The sequence below is a fragment of the Psychrobacter sp. P11G5 genome, assembly GCF_001593305.1.
Classification (GTDB): domain Bacteria; phylum Pseudomonadota; class Gammaproteobacteria; order Pseudomonadales; family Moraxellaceae; genus Psychrobacter.
Window position 1 is genome coordinate 2414064 of the sequence record NZ_CP012533.1, and the last position, 23980, is coordinate 2438043.

Genomic DNA, 23980 nt, shown 5'->3' on the forward strand with positions numbered 1-23980 from the left:
ATTAAACAGTTATCAAAACCCTTTAATGCACCAGATGCGCTTTTAACTCCAGCACTTTATCTCTTGTCTTCGCTGCATCCTCAAACTTTAGATCACGCGAGAACTGTTTCATAAGCTTCTCAAGACGATTGATTTCTTTGGCAAGCAAATCAGGACTGCGCAAGATACTGATATCGACATCCGGCAGATGACTCTTGATTGGAATCACCTCATTATCATTGGCATTGAGATCATCGCCAGTATCAATTTTATCTGTGATACTCCGGCGCGCGCCTTTTGGCGTGATATTATGTTCAAGGTTAAAAGCGACCTGCTTTTCACGGCGACGATCCGTTTCTTCAATCGCTTTTTGCATACTGTTGGTGACACGGTCAGCATAGAGAATAGCCTTACCATTGATATGACGCGCGGCACGACCAATAGTCTGAATCAAAGCACGCTCAGAACGCAAGAAGCCCTCTTTATCCGCATCAAATATCGCCACCAATGATACCTCGGGCATATCCAAACCTTCACGCAGCAAGTTGATGCCGACCAGCACATCATGCACGCCAGTACGTAGTTCATGAATAATCTGCATACGTTCAACGGTATCGATATCCGAATGCAAATACGCGACTTTGACATCGTATTCTTTGAGATAGCTGGTCAAATCCTCTGACATGCGCTTGGTTAAGGTAGTGATAAGTACACGCTCGTCTTTTTCACGGCGTTTGGTAATCTCCGACAGCACATCATCGACCTGCGTGAGCACGGGACGAATCTCAATCTCTGGATCAATCAGACCGGTTGGACGTACGACTTGCTCGACTACTTGCTCACTGTGTTCTAACTCATACAAGGCTGGCGTGGCGCTCACATAGATAGTTTTGGGCTTGATGCGCTCCCACTCTTCAAATTTCATCGGGCGGTTATTCATCGCACTTGGTAGGCGGAAACCGTAATTGACCAAGTTCTCTTTACGCGATCTATCGCCTTTATACATCGCGCCAATTTGCGAAACGGTCACGTGCGACTCATCGAGGAACAGTAACGCATCCTCTGGAATATAATCAAACAAGGTAGGCGGCGCCTCCCCTGATGGGCGTCCAGAGAGATGCTGTGAGTAGTTCTCGATGCCGTTACAGTAGCCGAGCTGTTGAATCATCTCAAGATCATACTGTGTGCGCTCTTTAAGACGCTGCGCTTCAATCAGCTTATTATTATCGCGGAAATACTCTAAACGTGGCTCAAGCTCCGCGCGAATAGTATGACTGGCCGCTTCTAGTTTATTACGCGGGGTCACATAATGCGATTTTGGATAAATAGTAATGCGTGGCACCTTGCGTACCGTCTTACCAGTCAGTGGATCAAACCATGTAATTTTCTCGACTTCATTATCAAATAGATGCACACGCACAGCCAGCTGCTCAGATTCAGCTGGATAGATGTCTAATAACTCCCCGCGCAATCGATAAGTACCACGCCCGAAGTCCAGCTCGTTACGGGTATATTGCATCTCAACCAAACGCTTAATGGTCGCAGTACGATCTATTTTGTCGCCGACGACGATATGCAGTAGCATTTTCAAGTAACTTTCTGGATCACCTAAACCATAGATACACGATACTGAGGCGACAATAATCGCATCACGGCGCTCTAATAATGCCCGCGTTGCTGACAAGCGCATTTGGTCAATATGATCGTTAATAGCACTGTCTTTTTCGATAAAGGTATCGCTGGCGGCGACATAAGCTTCGGGCTGATAATAGTCATAATAGCTGACAAAGTACTCAACCGCATTATTCGGAAAGAACGCTTTAAACTCACCATATAGCTGTGCAGCTAGGGTCTTGTTATGCGCCATGATAATGGTTGGACGCTGAGTTTCAGAGATTACCTTGGCCATAGTGAAAGTCTTACCAGAACCAGTAACACCAAGCAACAACTGCTCATCCATGCCAGAATTAATACCTTTGACTAATTTTTCAATCGCCTGCGGCTGATCCCCTGCTGGCTCAAAGTCCGTAACCATCTCAAAGGCACGACTTGATATTTGCGTCCCTGACGCATTGACACCACTAATTTCAGCTTCGCCTTGGAGCTGAGTGGCCAATTGGTTTAACTGACGCGACGAGCGCGGTTCAGGCATTCGCATAATGGCTTTCTTCCTGATATCTATAAAAGGTTATAAGAGGTAAGGTTTAAAACAATATGGGGGTCAAACTACTCTTTTTAAAGGATAATTGCAGGTTTTATCGCTAGGATTGACTGACGGCTAATCTAGTGATTAAGACGTAAAAATATACAATAAAGAGGTTGGATATTCAGGTATATTTTATCGATAGAGCATCTTAATTATCAAACATAACGAACCAAGGAATATACTATGAAAGGCAACTATTTGTGCGGCAATATAACGATTGAAGTAGAAGACATCAATACTTTTGAGGCATGCCATTGCGGAATGTGTCGGCGCTGGGGCAGCGGACCTTTGATGGCGGTACATAGTCAATCAAAGCCTAATATTAAAGGTCAGGAATCGATAACTGTATATCAATCATCTGAGTGGGCTGAGCGTGCATTTTGTAATAAATGTGGCACTAATCTGTATTACCATCAACTTGGTTCTGAGGTTTATGTATTGTCACTAGGACTATTCCAAGAACATGCCAACCTTAACTTTGCTAGCCAAATATTTATCGATAAAAAACCTGAATATTACGAATTTGCTAACGTTACTTAAAATCTTACTCAGCAACAACTGTTCGATAAATTTGCTGAGAAAGGCATCACCACGGCCAAAAAGTAATCATCATGCGCATTAAATCCATATTAAATAGTCTTATATTTTCTTCTAGCGTTACAAAGCTTTTCACGATTAACAAAGTCATTACACGACCACTTAATAAAGCCTAACGCTTGAGGGTTCAATCATCGATTTAAGCTGTTATTATCATTAATGAATTAACGAGCAACACCCAAGCAGAATGTTAGTCAGGGTTTTATACTGATTGTAAAAGGTAATGCATCATTTCTGCTTAAGAAATATATTAATAAAGAACTATTTATCGTAAAACTTCTAAACTCAATAAAATAACTCTAAATAATGGAGCAAGATATGAGAGAACGTTACGCAAGTGGTATAAATGACGACACTGCTAAAAAAATGGTAGATCTACTAAACGCTAATCTAGCCAACTTAATCGATTTAAGCATGGACAGTAAACAGTGTCATTGGAATCTACAAGGTACTGGCTTTATCGGTGTACATCAGTTATTAGATGACACTTATGGTCGTTTGACTGAGGCTTTTGACACTGTCGCTGAACGTATTGTTATCCTTGGCGGTAAAGCCAATGGTATCTCTAAGCGTGTGGTTGAGGACTCTATCTTAGAAACTTATCCAACTGACATTACTGAAGTTGATCAACATGTTCGTGAGCTGACCAATCGCTATAAGACAATTGCAGCATCATTGCGTGAAGCGATCGATACCGCTGGCGACGCTGGTGATGAAGATACCGCTGACCTGTTAACTGAAATTAGCCGTATCGTTGACAAAGATGCTTGGTTCATCGGTGCAAACGCGCCAAAATCATAAATTTTTTATAAACTTAGCTAACTAATAGCTTTGATATATAAAAATTTGATACATAAAAGCTAGTATAAAACTGAATATGAATGCAAAAAGGTCACCGTAATTGGTGACCTTTTTTTGCCTGTCGTTTAAAACTTAAATACTCACTCAGTAATACTTATTCAGCGTTTTAAAAGTTACTAGAATGTCAGCTTTGATAATTGCTATCTACCAGTTTGACAGAAATATCAGACAGCCTCACTACTTTCTAGACTCAAAATTTCGGCATTGGGCACGGAGAGTGTCAGAATAGCCTCTTGAAATAACGGATCTGCACGGAACTGGTTTTCAATATCTTCGAATTTTTGTGCGATTTTTTCTTCTTTTTGATTGCCGGCAATATCTACTGCCGCTACCATAAATATCTTTTTGGGTCCGACCCACTCTAAATGCAGATACGAGACACTATCGATATCAGGATGATTGAGCAGCTCGACTAACGCATAATTGTGTATGCTATCTGTTACTTTATATCCGACTAAAAAATCACGGTTACGGCTGATTAGAAAGATGGCTACTACTCCTAATAGTAGGCCAACAATGATGGAACCAAGTGCGTCCCAAAACGGCTGCCCAGTATAAGCATGCATACCCATCGCCGCAGCAGCAATAACCAAACCAATGACAGCCGCCAAATCTTCAAAGAATACACCACGTAAAGTTGGGTTTGAAGTATTAACAACATAACCAATGGCGCTAACATTAATCGCTTTGCCATGTTTTTTGCTTTGTAAGTAAGCTTGTATTAACGAAAAACCTTCAAGTACAAAAGCTACCGCTAATACGATAAAGCCGATAGTGTAGTTAGTTTCACTCTCAGCAGCATTCCATTCGGTGATGCCTGTATAAATAGAAACGATGGAACCTGCCATAAAGACGCCAAAAGCGGCAATCATTGACCACACATAGGACTCTTTACCGTAGCCTAACGGATGACTTTCATCAGCAGGTTTAATCGCCTTTTTTTCTGCGACAATTAATAAGGTGCCGTTACCCGCATCTGCCCAAGAGTGCGCTGACTCCGCTATCATAGAGGCAGAGCCAGTCATAAATGCAGCCACTGTTTTTGCAATAGCAATGATAAGGTTTGCCCCGACTGCAATCAGTACCGTAACTAATGACCCAGAATGTTGATCGTCGTTATTAGATGCAAAGTTAGAGGCCTTATCAGGAGCAGAACTAGAATTGGACTCTTCAGTGGGATTACCAGCACCGCGAGCACGGTGACCGCGCGGCGCTGACTGGCTATTAATACGGCCATGTAGATTGGTTTTTGAGGGCTTCAAACTCATAATAGTCTCAATAAAATAATGAAGGTTTAATCACTATATTTACTATATGGTTTATGGCAGTTACCTTGCTGTCTAGAACAACAGATACTTTGTTATTTAAAATAAAAGCGAGCCCAGTCCGAGATGTGGCCTAGTGTAAGCTAAAGTAATCAGTCGCTTTTTTTAGCATTATCACTAGTGGCACTGGCTGAATTTCCAATCATTTCATCGATATCACAGCTAGGACGTTGTGAGCTATTCATGCGCAGATTTTTACGCTCCAAACCTGCATCAAAGCGACATTGCTGCATGGCATTTTTAATATCAAGCGGCGGAATAGGTGTCGGCTTACCATTATCATCGATAGCTACCATGGTGAAATAGCAGCTATTGGTATGGCGAATGGTACGCGCGCGCACATCTTCTGCTTCAACGCGAATACCAATTTCCATAGAAGTTGTGCCCACGTAATTGACACTCGCGGCAAAGGTGACCAGCTCACCAACATAAATGGGCTCACGGAACATCACTTGATCGACGGACAGCGTCACCACATAACTACCGCTATAACGACTGGCACAAGCATAAGCGACCTGATCAAGCATTTTAAGCAAATCACCACCATGTACATTACCAATGAAGTTTGCCATATCAGGCGTCATTAGCACCGACATATAGAGCTCATGGTTTAATGGGGCTTTTTTGGCCGTTGAAGTGGTGTTTAATTGTGGCATAGTTTTCCCAGTTCGCTATTATCAGTTAAAGGTGGCGTGCATAATTGGCAATAGTGTAACGCAAACCAGCTGTTTTATGACAGCTTTATGATAGTGTCCGGTCGGTCAGCATCAGCGGTTAATCAATATTTCGAGCTACTCATCACTGTCAATTTAACTAGCTCAGCCAGTGAAAACGATAAGCCAGCCATGCCACAATAGCACTGACAGAACCTGTTAATAACCCGCCCCATACGAAGTCCACTAAGGCAGTATCTAACGTAAAGCCTTTATATAACGCAAGATTGGTAAAGTCATAAGTACCGTAAGCCATTAGTCCTATTAACCCGCCCAGTAAAAAAATATGACCGATCGAAGCACCTGCTTTAATTTGCGGGTAAAGAATCAATATGCAGAGAGCTAATAGATAAAACATGTAAAACACGCCAGCCGCGACCATATTTGGCTCATCAGCGAGTAAGTGTCCGATACGCTTTTCATAGAATAAGCCTGTCATAGTCTTAAGCCAGACCGCGTCGATACCTAAAAATATGACAACCGCAGCAAGGTAGATAAATACATAACCCATGATAATATCCTTTTATGATGGTAACTAAGCATGAGACACGCTTGCAGCATTGCTTATTATTACGCTAATTATACCTAAGCTGACACCAGGGCTGCTGGCGAATCAGAAAAATGCAGCGAATCGATATTGTCCTTCTTAACTGCTGTTACCTGTACTACTCCAATCGTACGCTCCAAAAAGCCGCCTTCACAGTAGCAGAAATAAAATTCCCACAAACGAATAAATGCCTCGTCGTAACCGAGCGCTTTAATCTCTTCACGTTGCGCCATAAAAGCAGTACGCCAATCGCGCAATGTATAAGCATAATCAAAGCCGTAATCATGCAATTGCTTAATGACCATGTCTGTCTGTTCGGTAAATTGAGTATTTAGCTCTTGGTTGGATAGCAAACAACCACCAGGAAAAATATGTGTCTGGATAAAGTCGACCGATTCTAGATAATCTTCATAATCTTGATCATTAAAGGTGATGGCTTGTAGCACCATCAGTCCTGTAGGCTTGAGTAAGCTATTACATTTAGCAAAGAACGTTGGCAGATATTCATGACCAACTGCCTCTATCATCTCAATACTTACTAGCTTGTCGTAATTCCCTGTCAGCTCACGATAATCTTGTTTAAGCAGAGTAATCTTATCAGACAGTCCTGCCGCCTCGACTCGGCGATGCGCCTCCTGATACTGAGCGTCAGAGATGGTCGTCGTCGTTACCTGACAGCCATAATGCTTGGCCGCGTAAATCGCAAAACCGCCCCAGCCTGTGCCGATTTCAATGACATGATCATCAGCCGTCAATTGTAAACGCTGACAAATCAGTGCCAGCTTATGCTCCTGTGCCTCTGCAAGCGTTGTATCAGGTGTCATGTATACCGCTGATGAGTACATCATAGTCGGGTCTAAAAAGCGCTCGTACATGGCATTACCCAAATCATAATGCGCTAGAATATTAGATTTGGAGCCAGCCTGATCGTTACCGCGCAGTTGATGCTTGGCTTTCTCTAAGGTTTTACTTAGACCTGCAAAGCGATTTTCCAAACTGTTCAGCACTGCTAAATTGCGTGCAGCCAGCCGTATTAAACCAGTCAAATCATCAGTATCCCACTCACCCTCAATATAGCTATCGGCAAGTGCAATAGAGCCGCCAAATAATAATCGACGATAGACATTACTATCATGAATTGTCAGAGTAACGTCTAACGAGTGCCGACCCACTGCTGAGCTGCTTATTACGCTTGATTGCTTGCTACCGAAGCTGTTTGTCTTCGGTGCTCGCTCGTCAAAATCTTCAATCAAAGTGATGCTACCGAATTGAAGATAGCTAAGCGCACGGAATATTGCCTTTCTAGCCAAGTAATTTACACTCTTATTAACTGGCTTTAAGATAGCGTTGTTACTGACCGTTTTGCTTAAACGCGCAGTAATTTTATCTAGTTTTGATGTAGGTGTACGGTCGGTTGGGCTTGCTGGCATCGTGCTATTATCCTTTTATATTTTAAAGCGGAAATTTTCTATTAGGATTGACGGTCACTCTTACTAAGAGATATCTTTAGAATCTTTGACGTCCTGCTGACTATCAGCCAGCTTTTCATCATAATTGATATAAGGAACTTTTTTGATAGCATAGAGCTTGAAAGCATGCCAATAAATACGTGTCAGCGACGTAAAATTCATTAACGGATTTTTCCGCAGACTGTCACGAATTGTCGTCTGTGTCATCGGTATACCGGACATCTTGACCCCTGTTTTTAATACTTCACCACGCGCGTCACTTATGTTGATAGCGATGCGAACTTGCAAGCAATTATCTGACTGTTTTTTTACCTTTACCTGCCAGCGATACAGCTGATCTATCGGGTTAAATGGTGAAACATGAAAGTCTTTATCGTGGCAAAACTTGGTGTCAGTACCGTCTAATAAAAACCCATAATAGTGACGTTTGTCCCATGGTGTGTTGGAAACCTCTGCGAGCAGATGCGTAGGTATTTGCTCCTTATCAAAACCCAAGTAAAAATTGACTGGGCTAAAATATAGTCCAACATTGCGGCAGACTACCATGCCCATCATTTCACCTGCCGGAGCACTACCTGCATACTTAATAAACGCTTTTTTTAAGCGCTGTTCGAGCGCTTTAGCACTATTTAAACTATTTTTTTTGTCGTTACCAGCGTCATCGTCATCTACATTTGGATGTAAATAATCATCTGCATAGAACTGCTGCAATGCCTTTTTTTCTGCTGAAAATAGTGACAAACCTTTAATGCGACTACGCTTATTTAACATTCGTTTAGCTAGGGCTGATGTGCTCACTTCTGGTAATAACTGTCCCGCTGCTAGCGCACTGATATTGACACCCCAATAACGATACGGATAAGCAAACTTGTGCACGCTGGGTAGCAACCGACTATGCCATGTTGTCCCATGAAACAATTGATGCGGCAACATATTAGAGCCTTGTGGCGACTCATGAATTGGCATAGCGTCAGACGAATGAACTGAGGTAGTCATAATGTGCTCTTATATAATGATATTATTGCACTGCTATGTATTTTTAGCCTTACGACGACCGAATAAGCCTCGTTTTTTCTTATTATTGAATGCTTGTGCAGCTGGTTGTAAAGTTGCAACATAGTCCACCAATTCTTGATTGGTAGTAACCGTCATTACGTAACGTTTTTTGAGTTTGCGTGCTTTTTTGTCTGCCTTTACTGGCAAGTCTCTATAACGAAATGGCGTGTGTGTGCTATCACTATGGGGTAGGTGATTTGGATCGACTTCATCTTTAATATCAATCGTACTACCCAATGCCTGACAGACACGCAGGCCACTACGTACGCCATCTTCATGAAAGCCATTGAACCAATATGCTCCGCAAAAATGCGTATGTAGACCACTACCCGATATGCGCGACCACTGAGCTTGTGCAGCAATCATCTCGTTGTCGAATACGGGATGGTTATAGTCAATACTTTTAATGACCTGCGCTGGATCAATATCTTTATTTAGCGTGACTAGATAATTATGCTGCTTGGTCAAACGCTGCAAGATATTCATATGATAAGTCAATACTGGCTTCGCAGATGCTTGTTGTTCACGTTCACCAGTCTTATCCTGAGCTTTATCTTTACTGTCAATCAAGTAATTCCAACTGGCCCATGCTAGTGATTTCTTTGGCAATACTTCGGTATCGGTATGCAGCACCGCCGTATTATTAGTAAACTGAAATTGTCCCAGTACTTCACTCTCATCAGGACTGGCATCTTTCAGTAATTTTAGCGCCGTATCTGCATGACAAGCAAAGATAACGTCATCAAAGGTTAGCTTTTGCACATTGTTATTGGCATCTTTATCAATGACGTTTAACGTCACTTTATTGTCATGCCGAGTGACCGACTGCACCGGACTATTGACCCGCACAGTACCGCCGGTTTTAACGAAACGCGTCACTAACTTATTAACATACTGCTTAGAGCCACCTTTGATGGTGAACCATTGCGGACGATTAACCACATCGAGCAAGCCATGGTTATCAAAAAACTGGGCGAAGAATACCAATGGCGTATCTTGTACTTTTTCTAGACTAGTCGACCAGATTGCTGAGACCATCGGCAATAGATAGTTATCGGTAAACAAAGCGCCATAACGCTTACTCGTCAGATAGCTACCTAGGGTTTGCTCAGTAAAACCCCTAACATCCTGCCCTTGTGCGCGCGCTGTCTCATAGTCTTGACGCAATTGACGGATATGTTTATTGAACTGCAAAATATCAGTCATAAACGCCCAAAACTTAGGTTTAAGGACATTTTTGCGCTGCGATAGTAAGGTGTTCAGCGTATGACCATTATATTCAAAGTTGCGAGCGGTATTTTTCACTGAAAAGCTCATATCCGTTGCTTGAAATGGTACTTGCAAGTCATGCAATAAACGAAAAAAGTTAGGATAAGTACGCTCGTTAAAGACAATGAAACCCGTATCTATCGCACTACTCTCTACTTTAGTTTCTTTCGTCTTTTTGCCATATTGCAACGTCACATCAATCGTATTTACGTGCCCGCCAATATAGTCGCTGACCTCAAACACTGTTACGTCATGGAGCTTAGCCAAATAATGGGCACAAGTTAATCCTGCTATTCCAGAACCGATAATAGCGACACTTTTTGTTGCTTGATCATTGACTGCTTGAGTATTGACTGTTTGGCTAGCTTGTACTGGTTGTTGCTTTACAGTTTTTGGTTGATCAGATGCACGCTGACGGCGAAAAAATGGCATAAAACTTTCCTTGGTGTTCTATTTAATAAGACATTACCTAGCTTGATAATGAGTCGCTTAGCTCACTATTTTTTATTCATTTTTTCACTGACTTGCTGCCATACCGTATCCGGCAATGCGCCTAACGTCTTTAACGATAGCGTTAGTCTTCTGGGAAATTCAATGACCTCATCGCCATCTTTGATACCTTGACGAATAGCAAAACTCGCTTGCTCAGGCGTCTGTATAAACGGCATTGGAAAGTCATTTTGCTGCGTCATTGGCGTTTTTACAAAACCTGGTACCACTAAACTAACATCGACATGGTGCGGTGCTAGGCTAATTTGCAAGGTTTTCATTAAGTAATGAATCGCAGCTTTCGAGCTACCGTAAGCTTCCGCACGGGCAAATGGTACATAAGCCGAAGCAGAACCAAGGCCGACTAAACGTCCTTTTGAGGCAATGAGTTTGGGCAACACGCCTTCGATAGCATGTGATAGCGTACCCATATTGACCGACATGACTTTCATAAAGACGCTACTATCAAAATTAGGCATATCTAAATATTCACACATACCTGCGCCACAAATCGCTAAATCAATTTGATTTACTTTGTCAAAGGCCTCGATGACCTTCTCGCGATCCATCAGATCTAAATCAATCGGTGTTGCGCCTAGGTCTTTTAGCTCTGCTAATGCCTTGTCATCACGCCCAACCGCGTACACTTCATGACCATCTTGTAAGTAGTCCTTTGCCAATTGATAGCCAATACCAGAGGTTGCGCCAGTGATTAGAATATGTAGTTTTCTAGGAGAGTCCGTCATCGTAAAATCCTTTTTTGAGTGGTATTTTTTCAGTAGTCCTTTGAAGTAGCTTATTAAATACCGAAGCTCTTATAAATTCAGATATATGAATATGTTAAGAGATAATACTAGGCATCTCTGTTAGCAATAATCTTATCGAAACTTCTAATTCATTTAATAAAACTAAATAATAGGCAGTTAAATAATTATAGTATAAGGACTGATAATTACTGTTGTAACTTCGCAAGATGTTTCTTATAAATGTTGTTGTTTAGAACCAACTTTCTTTCTTACACTAGCCACAGCAATGCCCTATTGCCAGTTAAGACAGCGCAATATCAGCATGCTACAATGCCAAGAATGAACTTATTAAAGTTAATATAAAGGCCTTCATGGATTTATATTTAACCCAGCCTTCCAGTTTTTACCCCGTACTAACGATAACTAATAACGCTATATAATTAGCCTCGATTATCCAACTTCCACTCCCAGCTAAAAAGGATCTCTCATGAGCGAATTGCAACTGTCTGACCGCGTCAACAACATCAAACCATCACCTACCCTTGCTATTACTAATAAAGCTAAAGAGCTAAAAGCGTCTGGTAAAGACATCATTGGTTTGGGCGCAGGCGAGCCTGACTTTGATACCCCAGAACACGTAAAACAAGCAGCAATTAAGGCGATTAACGAAGGTTTTACCAAGTACACCGCTGTCGATGGCACGCCAGAGCTTAAAAAAGCCATTATTGAGAAGTTCAAGCGTGATAATGACCTCAGCTATGAGCCTAATGAGATTTTGGTATCGGTCGGTGGCAAGCAGTCATTCTTTAACCTTGTGCAAGCTTTTATCAATCCAGGTGATGAAGTCATCATTCCAGCACCGTACTGGGTCAGCTATCCTGACATGGTTATCATCGCTGAAGGTGTGCCAGTCATCGTGAAATGTCCAGCTGAGCAAGACTTTAAAATCACTGCCGAACAGTTAGAAGCGGCCATTACTGACAAAACCAAATTGTTGGTGCTGAATAGTCCATCTAACCCAACAGGCATGATTTATACCTTAGATGAGCTAAAAGCCATCGCTGAAGTGCTCAAAAAGCATCCACAAGTTTATGTGGCTTCTGATGATATGTACGAGCATATTCGCTGGACAGGTGATAAGTTCTACAACATCTTAAATGCCGCACCTGAGCTAAAAGAGCGTGCGATTATTTTAAATGGCGTATCAAAAGCGTATGCGATGACTGGTTGGCGTATTGGTTATGCAGGTGGCCCTGCTAAATTAATCGGCGCAATGAAAAAAGTGCAATCACAATCAACCTCATGCCCAGCATCGATCAGTCAAGTCGCTGCCGAAGCGGCTATCAGTGGTGACCAAAGCGTATTGACGCCTATGGTCGAAGCTTTCGAGCAGCGTTGTGACCTCGTCGTCGATGGCTTAAATGCGATTAAAGGCATCACTTGTCTACGTCCTGATGGCGCATTCTATGTCTATCCTAATATCGTGCCATTGATTAAAGCGGCTGGTCTCTCGTCTTGTACTGAATTCTCAGAATGGTTATTGGAGAAAGTCGGTGTAGCAGTCGTCCCTGGTGATGCATTTGGTCTTGGTGGCTACATGCGTATCTCATATGCCACTGATGAAGCTACTTTAAAAGATGCCCTATCACGTATTGAAAAAGCGGTTGCAGACCTTGATATTACTGAGTAAGTTTTAGTAGAAACTCGTTTAAAACAGCTGACTTAATAGTAAGTTTTAAACTAAAAAAGACGTCTATGATATCTATCGTAGGTGTCTTTTTTCATGTATTTCTTAAATTTTTCAACTTCAAAAATACGCTTATAACGGGATTTGTAAGCACAGAAAAATATAATTTTTGTAGAAAATGCGAAAAAAGCTTGACGTATCTTTTATTTTTGCTAGAATACGCCCCACTTAGCAAGAACTCGTTAGAGCCTTCTAAGTCTCGTTGTAAGAAGTTAAACACTTACAGCTTATTCTCCAATAGCTCAGTTGGTAGAGCAACGGACTGTTAATCCGTGTGTCCCTGGTTCGAGCCCAGGTTGGAGAGCCAAATTTTAGTAGTAAACTACTTTGAATTATTATTAATTCAATTATGGCATTTGCCAAAACCCTCGTCGATTTGATGAGGGTTTTTTTATGGGTGTTGTATGTGCAACTCTACGATTAATCTTAGATAGTTAGCCCTAAATAATTTGACTAGAAAAAACGTAATCAAAAATAATCGCAGCTTGGCTATTACTCAAGTTTTCACCTGCATTAACCTTCTTATCTGTCTTTGCTTAGATCAAACTCTTGTGTCCAACCAAAATAGCTTGAAAAAACGACAAATAATGGTCAAATATGCAGCACAATTAGCACTAAACATCGTTAAATCAAGAATTATCATCAATAACTGATGATTAGTGATTTATTTGGTTGACAGGCTACAGCTACTTGGCTAAAATGTGCCCCACATAACGCAAACGAGCTTAGTGCTTGCTATGTCAGACACGTTCAGCAGGTTTGCCGTTATCACAGCTTATTCCCCAATAGCTCAGTTGGTAGAGCAACGGACTGTTAATCCGTGTGTCCCTGGTTCGAGCCCAGGTTGGGGAGCCATATATTGAAAAGCCTTCATCTACTATTGATGAAGGCTTTTTTATGGTTATTGTTTTTGCCTCTGTAGTGTTCTTTGCAGTGGTTTTGTTGTATGGTAAGTAGTATTGATAACTGTTAATTTATAACGGCCATCTAAAATATTTATAAGTAACTACTCTGAGCGTCAATTGCAGATGAATAGCTACTATCATTCTTGTTCTTTGTTTTTAGTCACTAAAAGTAATGGTTTATTATGATACCTGTACGCATAAAAAATAAGTTCTCTGATCATCCGCAAAAAATCATGCGCCCGATCAGTATTCGCCTCTCTGAGGAGATGATTGAGCTGCTAGAGGCAACTTCATCGGAGCTTGGATTTAAACGCATTCAAGGGCTGATTCGTTTGTACATTCGCCAAGGGCTTGACCGTGATCATCAAGACTATACCTTAGCACATGATGAAGTTTTTATTGAGACCTTGCGTAAGCGCGGTGTCAGCCAACGTATCATTGATGAAGCAATTGTGGTCACTCACAATAATAACATCACGCATCCGTTGACTGAATTACAAAATAACGACTAGATCTGGCCTACGTACTGGATTAGTTATTAGTTATTGGTACTAATGTTCTAAGAGATAGATAAAAAAAGCTAGCAGCTAGGTTGCTTAAACGCACTTATCTGCTAGCTTTTTTATGGTTGTATTTTGCGTACCTTATTTTCAACAACCTACTTTATTATTTACCTTACTACTTTTCGCAACTTTTCCTTATCCCTACTCTGTTTTTAATCGTATAAATCCTTCTTTTTTATTATATAAATCCTTCTTTTTTATTATATAAAGCTTCTCTTTCTATCATATAAAACTTTAATGTTAAGCATAATTTAACATAATAGCCAACGATGACTCATAATACTACTCATCAAAATACGGTATATTGCAATTGAAGTGAGTTGCAGTAAGGCCGATTCAATCCTAATAGGCAAAATAGATTTAACCCTGCCACTATATAATAATTAGAGAGTCTATTAGAAAACAACAAGGAGGTAGATGATGGTAAATTTTTTGAAGAAACGATTGGTAGCGAGCACGCACGCTTTGGCACATCGCTCTAATACCTCGCATAAAATTCGTGCTCAATACTCTTACCAGCGCATGAGCACAACTGCATTGCTTGTCTTGTGCCTAGGAGCATTACCTTTAGTAAGTGGCTGCTCAAAGCCGCAGACTGATCCCAGTAAGCAGACCATACCAACTAACTCTGATCAATGGCAAACAAAGCTAGGAGATACCTTTGAGCAGTTACCTGAGGGTGATAGACAGCTGCTTAGCCGCTATATGCTACGAATGAAGCTTAGCGGTGCTTACGAGTCTGGAGCGATGCCACGCATAACGATTAAGCAAGCCCTAGTACAACAACGCGAGTACGAGCGCCTGCATCCTAACAATCCAACTGGTAAAAAAAGCCCTGTTGTTATAAATCAACAGAAAGGCGCTATTCATGCCTTAACTTATCCTGTCGCCCTACTACCAGTCAAGACCAGCGATAGCGATAGCTTAAATCAGGTGAAGCTACAGTTTATGCTGTCTAATCATGGCACAGTGGCTATTAAGAGCTTTCAAGGAACACTGCTAATGAAAGACGCAAAGCTGACAAAAGGCAAAAAATTTAATGTGCCGTTAACGCAGTTCAAATCGCCAATCGAGCCGGAGCAATCTGGCAAAATAATCATTGAGAGTAGTATTGAGGATATCAATGTCATGCGTGCGATTAGAAATGCACAAGATGTGACAATAGAAATTAGTGAAGGTACGCTAACTCTGACGGATGGACAGAATATTAAGTTTGTAAACGCGCTTGCGAAGTAGACTGTTTAATTCATATTAAGGCTAATTAAATGTTTTACTGCTAGATATACTGTAAGTTATTTGGCTTATAATTCTATAAAAAATAGCCATAAAAAAAGCCCCAATCAATAACTGATTGGGGCTTTTTGAATTTGGCGGAGACGGAGAGATTCGAACTCTCGAAGGGCTATGAACCCTTGTCGGTTTTCAAGACCGGTGCATTCAACCGCTCTGCCACGTCTCCATTTGTGCATCATTATAGCGATATGAAATGAGAATGCAAGCGCATATTTCAAAAAACTTGAATTATTTTACCGCTGGACGTTTTTTACTTATTTCTTGCTTACTAGAAGCTAGGTGCAAACACATATCAAGAAGCCTATTCGCATAGCCCCACTCATTATCATACCAAGCAAAAACCTTATATTGATTACCTATTTGCATAAGCTGCTGACCATCAATGATGAGTGACTCAGGCTGATGAATAAAGTCACTTGATACTAGAGGTTCATCGGTATAGGCCATAATATCGAGCAAATGCGCTTGGCTGGCAGATTTGAGCACTTCTCGCATGTTATCCACGCTAACATCTGGCGCATTAAATACAAAGGTCACATCAATCGCTGCAACATCAATGGTTGGTACTCGAATAGAATGACCATTAATCTTCCCTACCATTGCTGGCAACACGCGTTCCGTGGCTGCGATACTACTGGAAGTCGTAGGAATAATATTATAGCCAGAAGCACGCGCTCGTCTTGGGTCTCGGTGAGCCTGATCAAGTACTGTCTGATCAGCGGTGACCGAATGTATCTCAGTCATCATCGCCGACTCTACACCAAATGCCTTATCGAGCGTATCAATCAGCGGTACTAATGCCTGCGTAGTACAAGAGACGCTAGAAATAATCGGTAGCTTGCACGTTAGCGACTCAGTATTGACGCCCATGACAATACAAGCGTCGACATCATCAAAGGGCGCAGCTCCAATAATAACTTGTTGTGCCCCAGCTTCGATATGCAGATGTGCTTGCTCATAAGAGCGAAAATGTCCCGTACACTCTAAGACCACATCGATTCCAAGCGTCTGCCATGGTAGCTGCTTAGGATCTGGCTCTGAGAGCATGCGTATACAGTAAGTATGATTGTTTTTAGTTAAGCATAGCTGAGTTTCGCTATATTCGTCGGCCAAGCCTTCTACTATGTCCGCACTAACGCCAAGACGGCTCAATCGACCATGAGTGCTATCAAACTTTAATAGGTGCAATAAAATATCGGGGGATGCCAAGTCGTTAATAGCCACTACATGAATCGCTCGTCCAAGCACCTCAAAACGCTCTAGCAGTGCGCGCAGTACATTACGCCCTATACGTCCAAAACCATTAATAGCGACTCTTAGTGGCTGCGTGTGCTCGCTGGTAGCATGAAACGCCGCTGCTACTGCAGGATCTGACGTGAGTCGATAGTTGGCACTAGAAAAATCAGGCATAACAAGGTATCGCTATAAAAGTAGGGGATAATATAGGGAGCAAGATTGCAAGCCTACGGTGTAATAAAAATCAGCGCCAAACGAATAGTATTGTAATCGACACTTTGTTTAAGACTCTCGTAAATAGGCTTGATTTTCACACTACCATTATCGTTAAAATCATTCGGATTATTGGCGACTTTAATCGCCACATAGGCATTACCTACTGCCATCATTACTTCGTCGTCAGGACGCAGATGATCACAGGCAAGGCTTGGGTCTTGGCGTTTCAGATCACTAATGTGACGCATAATCGTTGACTGCGCAAGCTCACGTGTCTGTGCGATATCAGCGATAGATAAGCTTTCTTCTAATAGTAGCCGTGTCGCTAGCAATGTACTATCTGATTTATCTGAGACTTGATTGCCCAGTTTTTGTTTCTTGTCTTGTTGCGCTTGTTGCTGCTCACGGCGTTTCTTTTGTAAGTTAGCATAGGCATCAATCACCGACTTGCTCAAGGTGCCGCCTGACTTTAGAATGAATTTCTCATGCGCCTGCTTCATGCTTTCTTCATCAAGCATTGCATAGTTGGCATCAGCTTCATCGGACAGCACTAAAAAGCGTTTGTCGGCCCCGCGTGCCAGTGGATCAAGTTGCAAGCTCATATCATTCATACCCAGCAGCTGCAAACCCGCCAGCGACTTAAGCCGTGATAACGCCACATAACCTTGTCCCAGCTCAAAAGTACGTGACAAGTCAATTTCCGCAGCATCAAGGGTCATGCCTTGCGACTTATGAATGGTAATCGCCCAAGCTAAGCATAATGGTACTTGCAAATAACTTGCTAGCACGTCTCCAGTCTCATCTTCGATTATCCACTCTTCAGGCTCAGCGATGACTTCACGTCCTGAATTAAGTCTAACCACTGGCATTTTCTGCGTCGTTGGCTTTTTAGCTTTGGGCTTCTCTTTATCTTTGCTTTTGTTTTTGGCAGTATCTGTATCACTGTCCGTACTGCCGTCTTCTTCAATTAAAGGGTCACTATTGTCTTTGCTGTCATCGACCTTTACTGCCGCAAAGCCTATCAACTCACCCATCGTGCCATTAGAGACGCCAAGCTCGGTATTGTTTTTGATAAACATCACTTTTGCGCCAACTTTGAGAATGAGCTCATCTTGAGTACGCACCGTCTTTTTGAGTGTCTCAACCAGTTTACTATCGCCAGTCACCGTGGACTCAAAACGCATCATCTCGCCATCTAACGCAGCCAGCTCTTTATCATTGATTTTATTGACGTTGAGATTGTGCGTGTACAGACGTGTACGCTTGATATCGACGTTTTGATCATAGGTGGCTTCTAAGGCAGCAATCGCTTCAAAAGTGACTTCTTGGCGACGGATTTGGTTAAGAATATCGTCTAAATCAAGCCCGCCATTAGCGGCCTCGCTCACTTGCCGATGTTGCTCAGACAGATAGCAAATATGAAACTTGGCATCAAGCCAAGCCTCCGACATAAAAGCGAACTTCTCACGGTTACTCTCGCCCTTACTGCCAATTGGCGGTAGCTGAAAAAAGTCTCCAGCGACAACGACCTGAATACCACCAAATGCCTTGTCATTTTTGCGCACATGCTTAAGTACTTGGCTGACCAAATTGATCTGCTTGGCATGCAACATCGATATCTCATCAATAATTAGAACAGCAGTGTCTTTCAACCTGTCCGCTAAAAATTGTTTGCGTGATAAATTGGTTAAATCACGATCAGTTAGCTCATCTTTAATACCGATGCCCGACCAGCTATGAATAGTTGTGCCGTTCATGTGTGTGGCCGCGATACCGGTACTTGCAGTGACAGCGACTGGCACACGGCGCGCACGCAAATAATTGATATATTGATTGAGAGTATAAGTCTTCCCTGAACCTGCTGAGCCTGTCAAAAATACATTTTGACCTGTTTTTAAGATATCAAGAGCAGAAGATTGACGCATATATCCAAACCAATTAAGTTAATAGTAATAAGAAAAAAGTAGAAGAGAACAAAGTCGCCCTCTATGCATTGATAGCCGGAGCAGTTAAAAATTGGTACAAGGCAATTCAGCGCAAATAGTACATTGGATAAATCAAGCAAGATGAGCGCCTTAAAATTGTACAAATGCTTTGACTGTAGCAGCTTAGAGTATTTGGCAACAATTATAACAGCTGCATCAGCTTTGCGAACTACTTTAACTCAATCATCTTATATAACTTAAAGTTATGCGATGCGAAATATATCATTATAAAAAGTCATTATAACTCTGTGTCAAAGCTCAGTACGATAGGGTGAGTAGTTAATCAGGAAGATTGGCTATTAAACACGTAAGCATATATTTTTTATAGCTTTTTATAAAATAATAAATAAACTTTCATGTGATCTATCTCAAACAATACAACAAGGAGTCGTTAATGTTATACGCCTATCCCAATACTGAAAACAGTCCTGTCCAATTCCGCGAAAAATATGACAATTTTATCAACGGTGAGTGGGTTGCACCAGCTGATGGTGAATACTTTGATAATACAAGTCCTATCGATGGTAAGTCTATCTGCCAAGTCGCACGCTCAAAAGAAGCGGATGTTGAAGCTGCGCTAGATGCCGCTCATGCCGCCAAAGATGCGTGGGGCAAAACCAGTGTTACTGAACGCTCTAATATGTTGCTCAAACTTGCCGACGGTATCGAGGCCAATTTAGAGGCAATCGCTATCGCCGAGAGCTATGAAAACGGTAAACCTGTACGTGAAACCCTCGCCGCTGATATTCCAATCGCCATCGACCATTTGCGTTACTTTGCTGGCGTTATCCGCGCACAAGAAGGCGGCATCAGTCAAATTGATGAAGATACAGTCGCTTATCATTTTCATGAACCACTTGGCGTCGTCGGTCAAATCATCCCTTGGAACTTCCCTATTCTAATGGCAATCTGGAAAATTGCCCCTGCTCTTGCAGCGGGTAACTGTGTCGTCCTCAAGCCAGCCGAGCAAACCCCTGCTTCTGTTTTGTATATGCTTGACTTAATAGGCGCAGCGGACATTCTGCCTAAAGGCGTACTGAATGTCATCAACGGCTTTGGTGTTGAAGCTGGTAAACCAATCGCTTCTAACCCACGTATTGATAAAGTGTCCTTTACTGGTGAGACCACCACTGGTCGCCTCATTATGCAATATGCCAGTGAAAATATCATTCCGGTGACTCTAGAGCTGGGTGGAAAAAGTCCAAACATCTTCTTTGCCGATATCATGGATGAAGATGATGACTTCTTAGACAAGGCAGTTGAAGGTTTGGTCATGTTTGCGCTAAACCAAGGCGAAGTCTGTACTTGCCCATCACGCGCCCTCGTGCACGAAAGCATCTATGATGAATTTATGAAGCGTTGTATCGCGCGCGTTAAAGCCATCAAAATGGGCAATCCACTCGATACTGATACTATGATCGGTGCTCAAGCCAGCTCAGATCAGTTAGAAAAAATCCTATCTTATCTCGATATTGGTAAAAAAGAAGGCGCGAAAGTCCTTGTCGGTGGTGAACTCGCCAAACATGATGGTGAAATGGCAAACGGTTATTATGTACAACCAACCATCTTTGAAGGCACCAATGATATGCGCGTGTTCCAAGAAGAAATCTTTGGTCCTGTGCTTGCCGTTACTACCTTTAAAGACGATGAAGAAGCGATGGCGCTCGCCAATGATACCTTATACGGTCTTGGTGCTGGCGTATGGACGCGTAACGGCACTCGCGCTTATCGTTTCGGTCGTGGCATTAAAGCCGGTCGCGTTTGGACGAATTGTTATCACCTCTATCCTGCGCATTCAGCGTTTGGCGGTTATAAGCAGTCTGGTATCGGCCGTGAAAACCATCTAATGATGCTAGATCATTATCAACAAACCAAAAACATGCTGGTATCTTATAGTCCTAAAGCGATGGGCTTCTTTTAAATCTACCTCTCAAAGCACTTTATGGCAAAAACCGTAAAGTGCGAACTTAATGCTCGCTGAGTATTTTAAAGTAAAGAACGATGATAAGGAGTTGCAACGTGAGTAATAAAATGAAAGCTGCTGTTTTACATGAGTTCGGACAACCTTTACAAATTGAAGAAGTGGACATTCCGACCCCCGGTGCTGGTCAAATCGTTGTAAAAATGCAAGCATCAGGTGTCTGTCATACCGATTTGCATGCGGTTGAAGGAGATTGGCCAGTCAAACCTAGCCCACCATTTATCCCCGGACACGAAGGCGTAGGCCTTATAACCGCCGTTGGCGAAAACGTACATCATGTCAAAGAAGGTGACCGAGTCGGTGTGCCTTGGCTCTACTCTGCCTGTGGTCACTGTACCCATTGTTTGGGCGGCTGGGAGACTTTATGTCTACGCCAAAAAAACTCTGGCTACTCAGTAAACGGCAGTTTTGCAGAATATGTTCTAGCAGATGCCAACTATGTGGGCATCATTCCTGAGGGCGTTGACTCTGTTGAGATTGCACCAGTTTTATGTGCAGGTGTCACGGTGTATAAAGGTCTTAAAATGACCGACACCAAGCCAGGCGATTGGGTTGTCATTTCAGGTATCGGCGGACTTGGTCACATGGCGGTACAGTACGCCATTGCCATGGGCTTGAATGTTGCCGCTGTGGATATTGATGATGAGAAGCTTGAGTTTGCCAAAAAACTGGGTGCGACCGTCACTGTTAATGCCAAAAACACCGACCCTGGTGAGTATCTACAAAAAGAGATCGGTGGCGCTCATGGAGTGCTCGTGACTGCCGTATCCTCTAAGGCATTTGATCAAGCCTTAACTATGTTACGACGCGGTGGTACTTTGGTTTGTAATGGTCTGCCTACTGGTGATTTTCCTGTATCTATCTTTGACACAGTTCTGAACGGTATTACTATTCGCGGTTCAATCGTGGGTACACGTCTTGACTTGCAAGAATCGCTAGAGATGGCAGCAGAAGGCAAGGTGAAAGCAACCGTTGCCGCTGAGCCGCTTGAGAATATCAATGACATTCTTGAACGTATGCGCCAAGGTAAAATCGAGGGTCGCATTGTGATTGACTACTCCATGTAGCCATTTCAATTTTTTGAGACATTTTGATGTTTTTGAAACTGTCTCAGTGATTGGCACTTTTCGTCATAAACAACAGGTCGTATCCCTTCAACCATGCATTACTAGCAATTTGAGTTGAAGGGATACGACCTTTTTATTCTCAGATGTCAGTTATTAATAATTTTTTAATAATGAGTTATTTACAGTATAAGTTAGCAGTACCCTTAGTCTATTCATAGCCTTTATGTAGGGGAATAACATGACAAGCACGCCTAACGATCAAAAGAGCGCGGTCTCTGGCAGCACTCAAGCTGAAAAAGATTATTTCGCCAAACGTCAACTTAAAGAAGGCGCGGTTGGTTGGGTTTTATTAATAGGTCTTGGCGTCGCCTATGTCATCTCTGGAGACTTTGCTGGTTGGAACTTTGGCCTAGCACAAGGTGGTTGGGGCGGTATGTTCGTCGCCTTGATAGCCGTAGCTCTCATGTATCTATGTATGTGTTTATCAATGTCAGAGATGTCCACCATGTTGCCTACAGCAGGCGGCGGATATAGTTTCGCCCGTACCGCTTTTGGTCCTTTGGGAGGGTATTTAACTGGTACTGCGATTTTGATTGAATATGCTATCGCACCAGCCGCTATCGCAGTGTTCATTGGCTCATACTGCGAGTCATTGTTCGGTATCGGGGGCTGGATCGTATATTTAACATGTTATATCGTCTTTATAGCTATTCACTTAAAAGGCGCAGGCGAAGCATTAAAGATTATGTTTGGCATTACCGCTGTTGCCTGTATTGCCCTGGTCGTATTTATTGTGTCGATGTTTCCGCATTTTGATAGTAAAAATTTATTTGATATTGCCGTCGGTACACAGGCGGGAGCAAGTCCGTTTCTACCCTTTGGGTATATCGGGATTTGGGCTGCCGTTCCTTATGCAATTTGGTTCTTTTTAGCGGTTGAGGGTGTACCTCTAGCGGCTGAAGAAGCTAAAGATCCTGCTAAGTCATTACCGCGTGGATTAATCGGCTCTATGCTAATTTTAGCGTCATTCGCGCTGCTTATTTTATTCTTAGGACCAGGTGCTGCGGGTGCAGATACCTTAAAAGATTCAGGGGCGCCTTTGGTTGATGCCCTAATTGCCGTATACGGTGAAAATACGTGGTTGGCAAGTTTTGTAAACTTCGTTGGTCTCGCAGGTCTTATCGCCAGCTTCTTTTCCATCATTTATGCCTACTCTCGGCAGATTTTCGCCTTATCGCGTGCGGGTTATTTACCCAAAAAACTATCGCTAACTAATAGCAATAAAGCACCTTATTTGGCTCTAATTGTCCCTGGGATTATAGGTTTTTTGTTATCGCTTACTGGCGAAGGAGATCTTCTTATTCTTATGGCGGTATTCGGTGCGACCATCTCATATGTATTAATGATGGCCTCGCACATTAAGCTGCGTTTATCTCGTCCTGACCTGCCACGCCCTTATAAGACACCGGGCGGTATCATGACTTCAGGTATAGCGCTTGTGCTCGCTTCTCTTGCCGTAATCGCAGGACTGATGGTAGATCCTAAAGTTTGGTTTATGGCAGCGGGGATTTATGTCGTATTTATTCTCTACTTTGTCATATTTAGCCGTCATCACTTAGTGAGTGGTACGCCAGAAGAAGAGTTCGCTGAAATTAGAGCCGCGTCAGATGATTTAAGTTAATGATTTTTATAGAACTTGTATTTTATAGCCTATAAAACGTATAGATAGA

The 23980-nt window shown here is 42.4% G+C and carries 18 protein-coding genes and 3 tRNA genes; 10 read left to right on the forward strand and 11 right to left on the reverse strand.

Features of this window, described 5'->3' with window-relative positions:
• Window positions 1-22: 22 nt before the first annotated feature.
• Window positions 23-2137 (reverse strand): excinuclease ABC subunit UvrB, encoded by a 2115-nt coding sequence (uvrB, locus tag AK825_RS09705; protein ID WP_068036724.1) that lies wholly within the window; start codon window positions 2135-2137, stop codon window positions 23-25.
• Between the two features lie 231 nt (window positions 2138-2368).
• Here uvrB and AK825_RS09710 point away from each other — a divergent pair, with 231 nt between their 5' ends.
• Together AK825_RS09710 and dps are read left to right on the forward strand one after the other, a co-directional pair.
• A complete protein-coding gene (locus AK825_RS09710) occupies window positions 2369-2725 on the forward strand; it encodes a GFA family protein (RefSeq protein ID WP_068036725.1) in 357 nt (118 codons plus the stop codon).
• Between the two features lie 375 nt (window positions 2726-3100).
• On the forward strand, window positions 3101-3583 hold the full coding sequence (gene dps / locus AK825_RS09715; protein WP_068036726.1) for a DNA starvation/stationary phase protection protein Dps: 483 nt from the start codon (window positions 3101-3103) through the stop codon (window positions 3581-3583).
• Window positions 3584-3807: 224 nt separating this feature from the next.
• Here the strand turns inward: dps and AK825_RS09720 are convergent, their stop codons facing one another.
• The 7 genes from AK825_RS09720 to AK825_RS09750 all read right to left on the reverse strand — a co-directional run bounded on the left by AK825_RS09720 (window position 3808) and on the right by AK825_RS09750 (window position 11257).
• A complete protein-coding gene (locus AK825_RS09720; protein WP_068036727.1) occupies window positions 3808-4911 on the reverse strand; it encodes a cation diffusion facilitator family transporter in 1104 nt (367 codons plus the stop codon).
• A gap of 149 nt (window positions 4912-5060) precedes the next feature.
• Window positions 5061-5624 carry an acyl-CoA thioesterase gene (locus AK825_RS09725; protein WP_068036729.1) on the reverse strand — a complete coding sequence of 188 codons (564 nt, stop codon included), beginning with the start codon at window positions 5622-5624 and terminating at the stop codon, window positions 5061-5063.
• 157 nt (window positions 5625-5781) lie between these two features.
• On the reverse strand, window positions 5782-6192 hold the full coding sequence (locus tag AK825_RS09730; RefSeq protein ID WP_068036731.1) for a DUF2177 family protein: 411 nt from the start codon (window positions 6190-6192) through the stop codon (window positions 5782-5784).
• A gap of 74 nt (window positions 6193-6266) precedes the next feature.
• Window positions 6267-7658, reverse strand: coding sequence for a cyclopropane-fatty-acyl-phospholipid synthase family protein (locus AK825_RS09735; protein WP_068036734.1), 1392 nt, complete (start codon window positions 7656-7658; stop codon window positions 6267-6269).
• Between the two features lie 63 nt (window positions 7659-7721).
• Window positions 7722-8693, reverse strand: coding sequence for a DUF1365 domain-containing protein (locus tag AK825_RS09740; RefSeq protein ID WP_068036737.1), 972 nt, complete (start codon window positions 8691-8693; stop codon window positions 7722-7724).
• Window positions 8694-8726: 33 nt separating this feature from the next.
• Window positions 8727-10454, reverse strand: a complete 1728-nt coding sequence (locus AK825_RS09745) for an FAD-dependent oxidoreductase (RefSeq protein ID WP_068036738.1) — start codon at window positions 10452-10454, stop codon at window positions 8727-8729.
• Window positions 10455-10519: 65 nt separating this feature from the next.
• Window positions 10520-11257 carry an SDR family NAD(P)-dependent oxidoreductase gene (locus AK825_RS09750; protein ID WP_068036739.1) on the reverse strand — a complete coding sequence of 246 codons (738 nt, stop codon included), beginning with the start codon at window positions 11255-11257 and terminating at the stop codon, window positions 10520-10522.
• Window positions 11258-11744: 487 nt separating this feature from the next.
• Between AK825_RS09750 and AK825_RS09755 the strand changes: the two genes are divergently transcribed.
• From AK825_RS09755 to AK825_RS09775, 5 genes are all read left to right on the forward strand, one after another.
• Window positions 11745-12947 (forward strand): pyridoxal phosphate-dependent aminotransferase, encoded by a 1203-nt coding sequence (locus tag AK825_RS09755; protein ID WP_068036741.1) that lies wholly within the window; start codon window positions 11745-11747, stop codon window positions 12945-12947.
• Window positions 12948-13235: 288 nt separating this feature from the next.
• Window positions 13236-13311, forward strand: a tRNA-Asn gene (locus AK825_RS09760).
• 472 nt (window positions 13312-13783) lie between these two features.
• Window positions 13784-13859: transfer RNA gene (locus AK825_RS09765), tRNA-Asn, on the forward strand.
• Between the two features lie 232 nt (window positions 13860-14091).
• Entirely contained in the window at window positions 14092-14421 is a 330-nt protein-coding gene (locus AK825_RS09770) for a CopG family transcriptional regulator (protein WP_068036744.1), read from the forward strand.
• Window positions 14422-14889: 468 nt separating this feature from the next.
• Window positions 14890-15708: a hypothetical protein gene (locus AK825_RS09775; protein WP_227514049.1), complete on the forward strand. Its 819-nt coding sequence runs from the start codon at window positions 14890-14892 to the stop codon at window positions 15706-15708.
• A 132-nt stretch (window positions 15709-15840) separates the two neighbouring features.
• On the opposite strand, the gene AK825_RS09780 is transcribed toward AK825_RS09775, so the two are convergent.
• From AK825_RS09780 to AK825_RS09790, 3 genes are all read right to left on the reverse strand, one after another.
• Window positions 15841-15931 (reverse strand) — tRNA-Ser (locus AK825_RS09780).
• Window positions 15932-15993: 62 nt separating this feature from the next.
• Window positions 15994-17175, reverse strand: coding sequence for a type I glyceraldehyde-3-phosphate dehydrogenase (locus tag AK825_RS09785; protein ID WP_068036751.1), 1182 nt, complete (start codon window positions 17173-17175; stop codon window positions 15994-15996).
• Window positions 17176-17228: 53 nt separating this feature from the next.
• Window positions 17229-19142, reverse strand: a complete 1914-nt coding sequence (locus tag AK825_RS09790; protein ID WP_068036754.1) for an AAA family ATPase — start codon at window positions 19140-19142, stop codon at window positions 17229-17231.
• 454 nt (window positions 19143-19596) lie between these two features.
• Between AK825_RS09790 and AK825_RS09795 the strand changes: the two genes are divergently transcribed.
• From AK825_RS09795 to eat, 3 genes are all read left to right on the forward strand, one after another.
• Window positions 19597-21123: an aldehyde dehydrogenase family protein gene (locus tag AK825_RS09795; RefSeq protein ID WP_068036757.1), complete on the forward strand. Its 1527-nt coding sequence runs from the start codon at window positions 19597-19599 to the stop codon at window positions 21121-21123.
• Between the two features lie 98 nt (window positions 21124-21221).
• A complete protein-coding gene (gene adhP, locus AK825_RS09800; protein ID WP_203226470.1) occupies window positions 21222-22250 on the forward strand; it encodes an alcohol dehydrogenase AdhP in 1029 nt (342 codons plus the stop codon).
• Window positions 22251-22488: 238 nt separating this feature from the next.
• Window positions 22489-23931, forward strand: coding sequence for an ethanolamine permease (gene eat, locus AK825_RS09805; protein WP_068036760.1), 1443 nt, complete (start codon window positions 22489-22491; stop codon window positions 23929-23931).
• Window positions 23932-23980 lie beyond the last annotated feature (49 nt).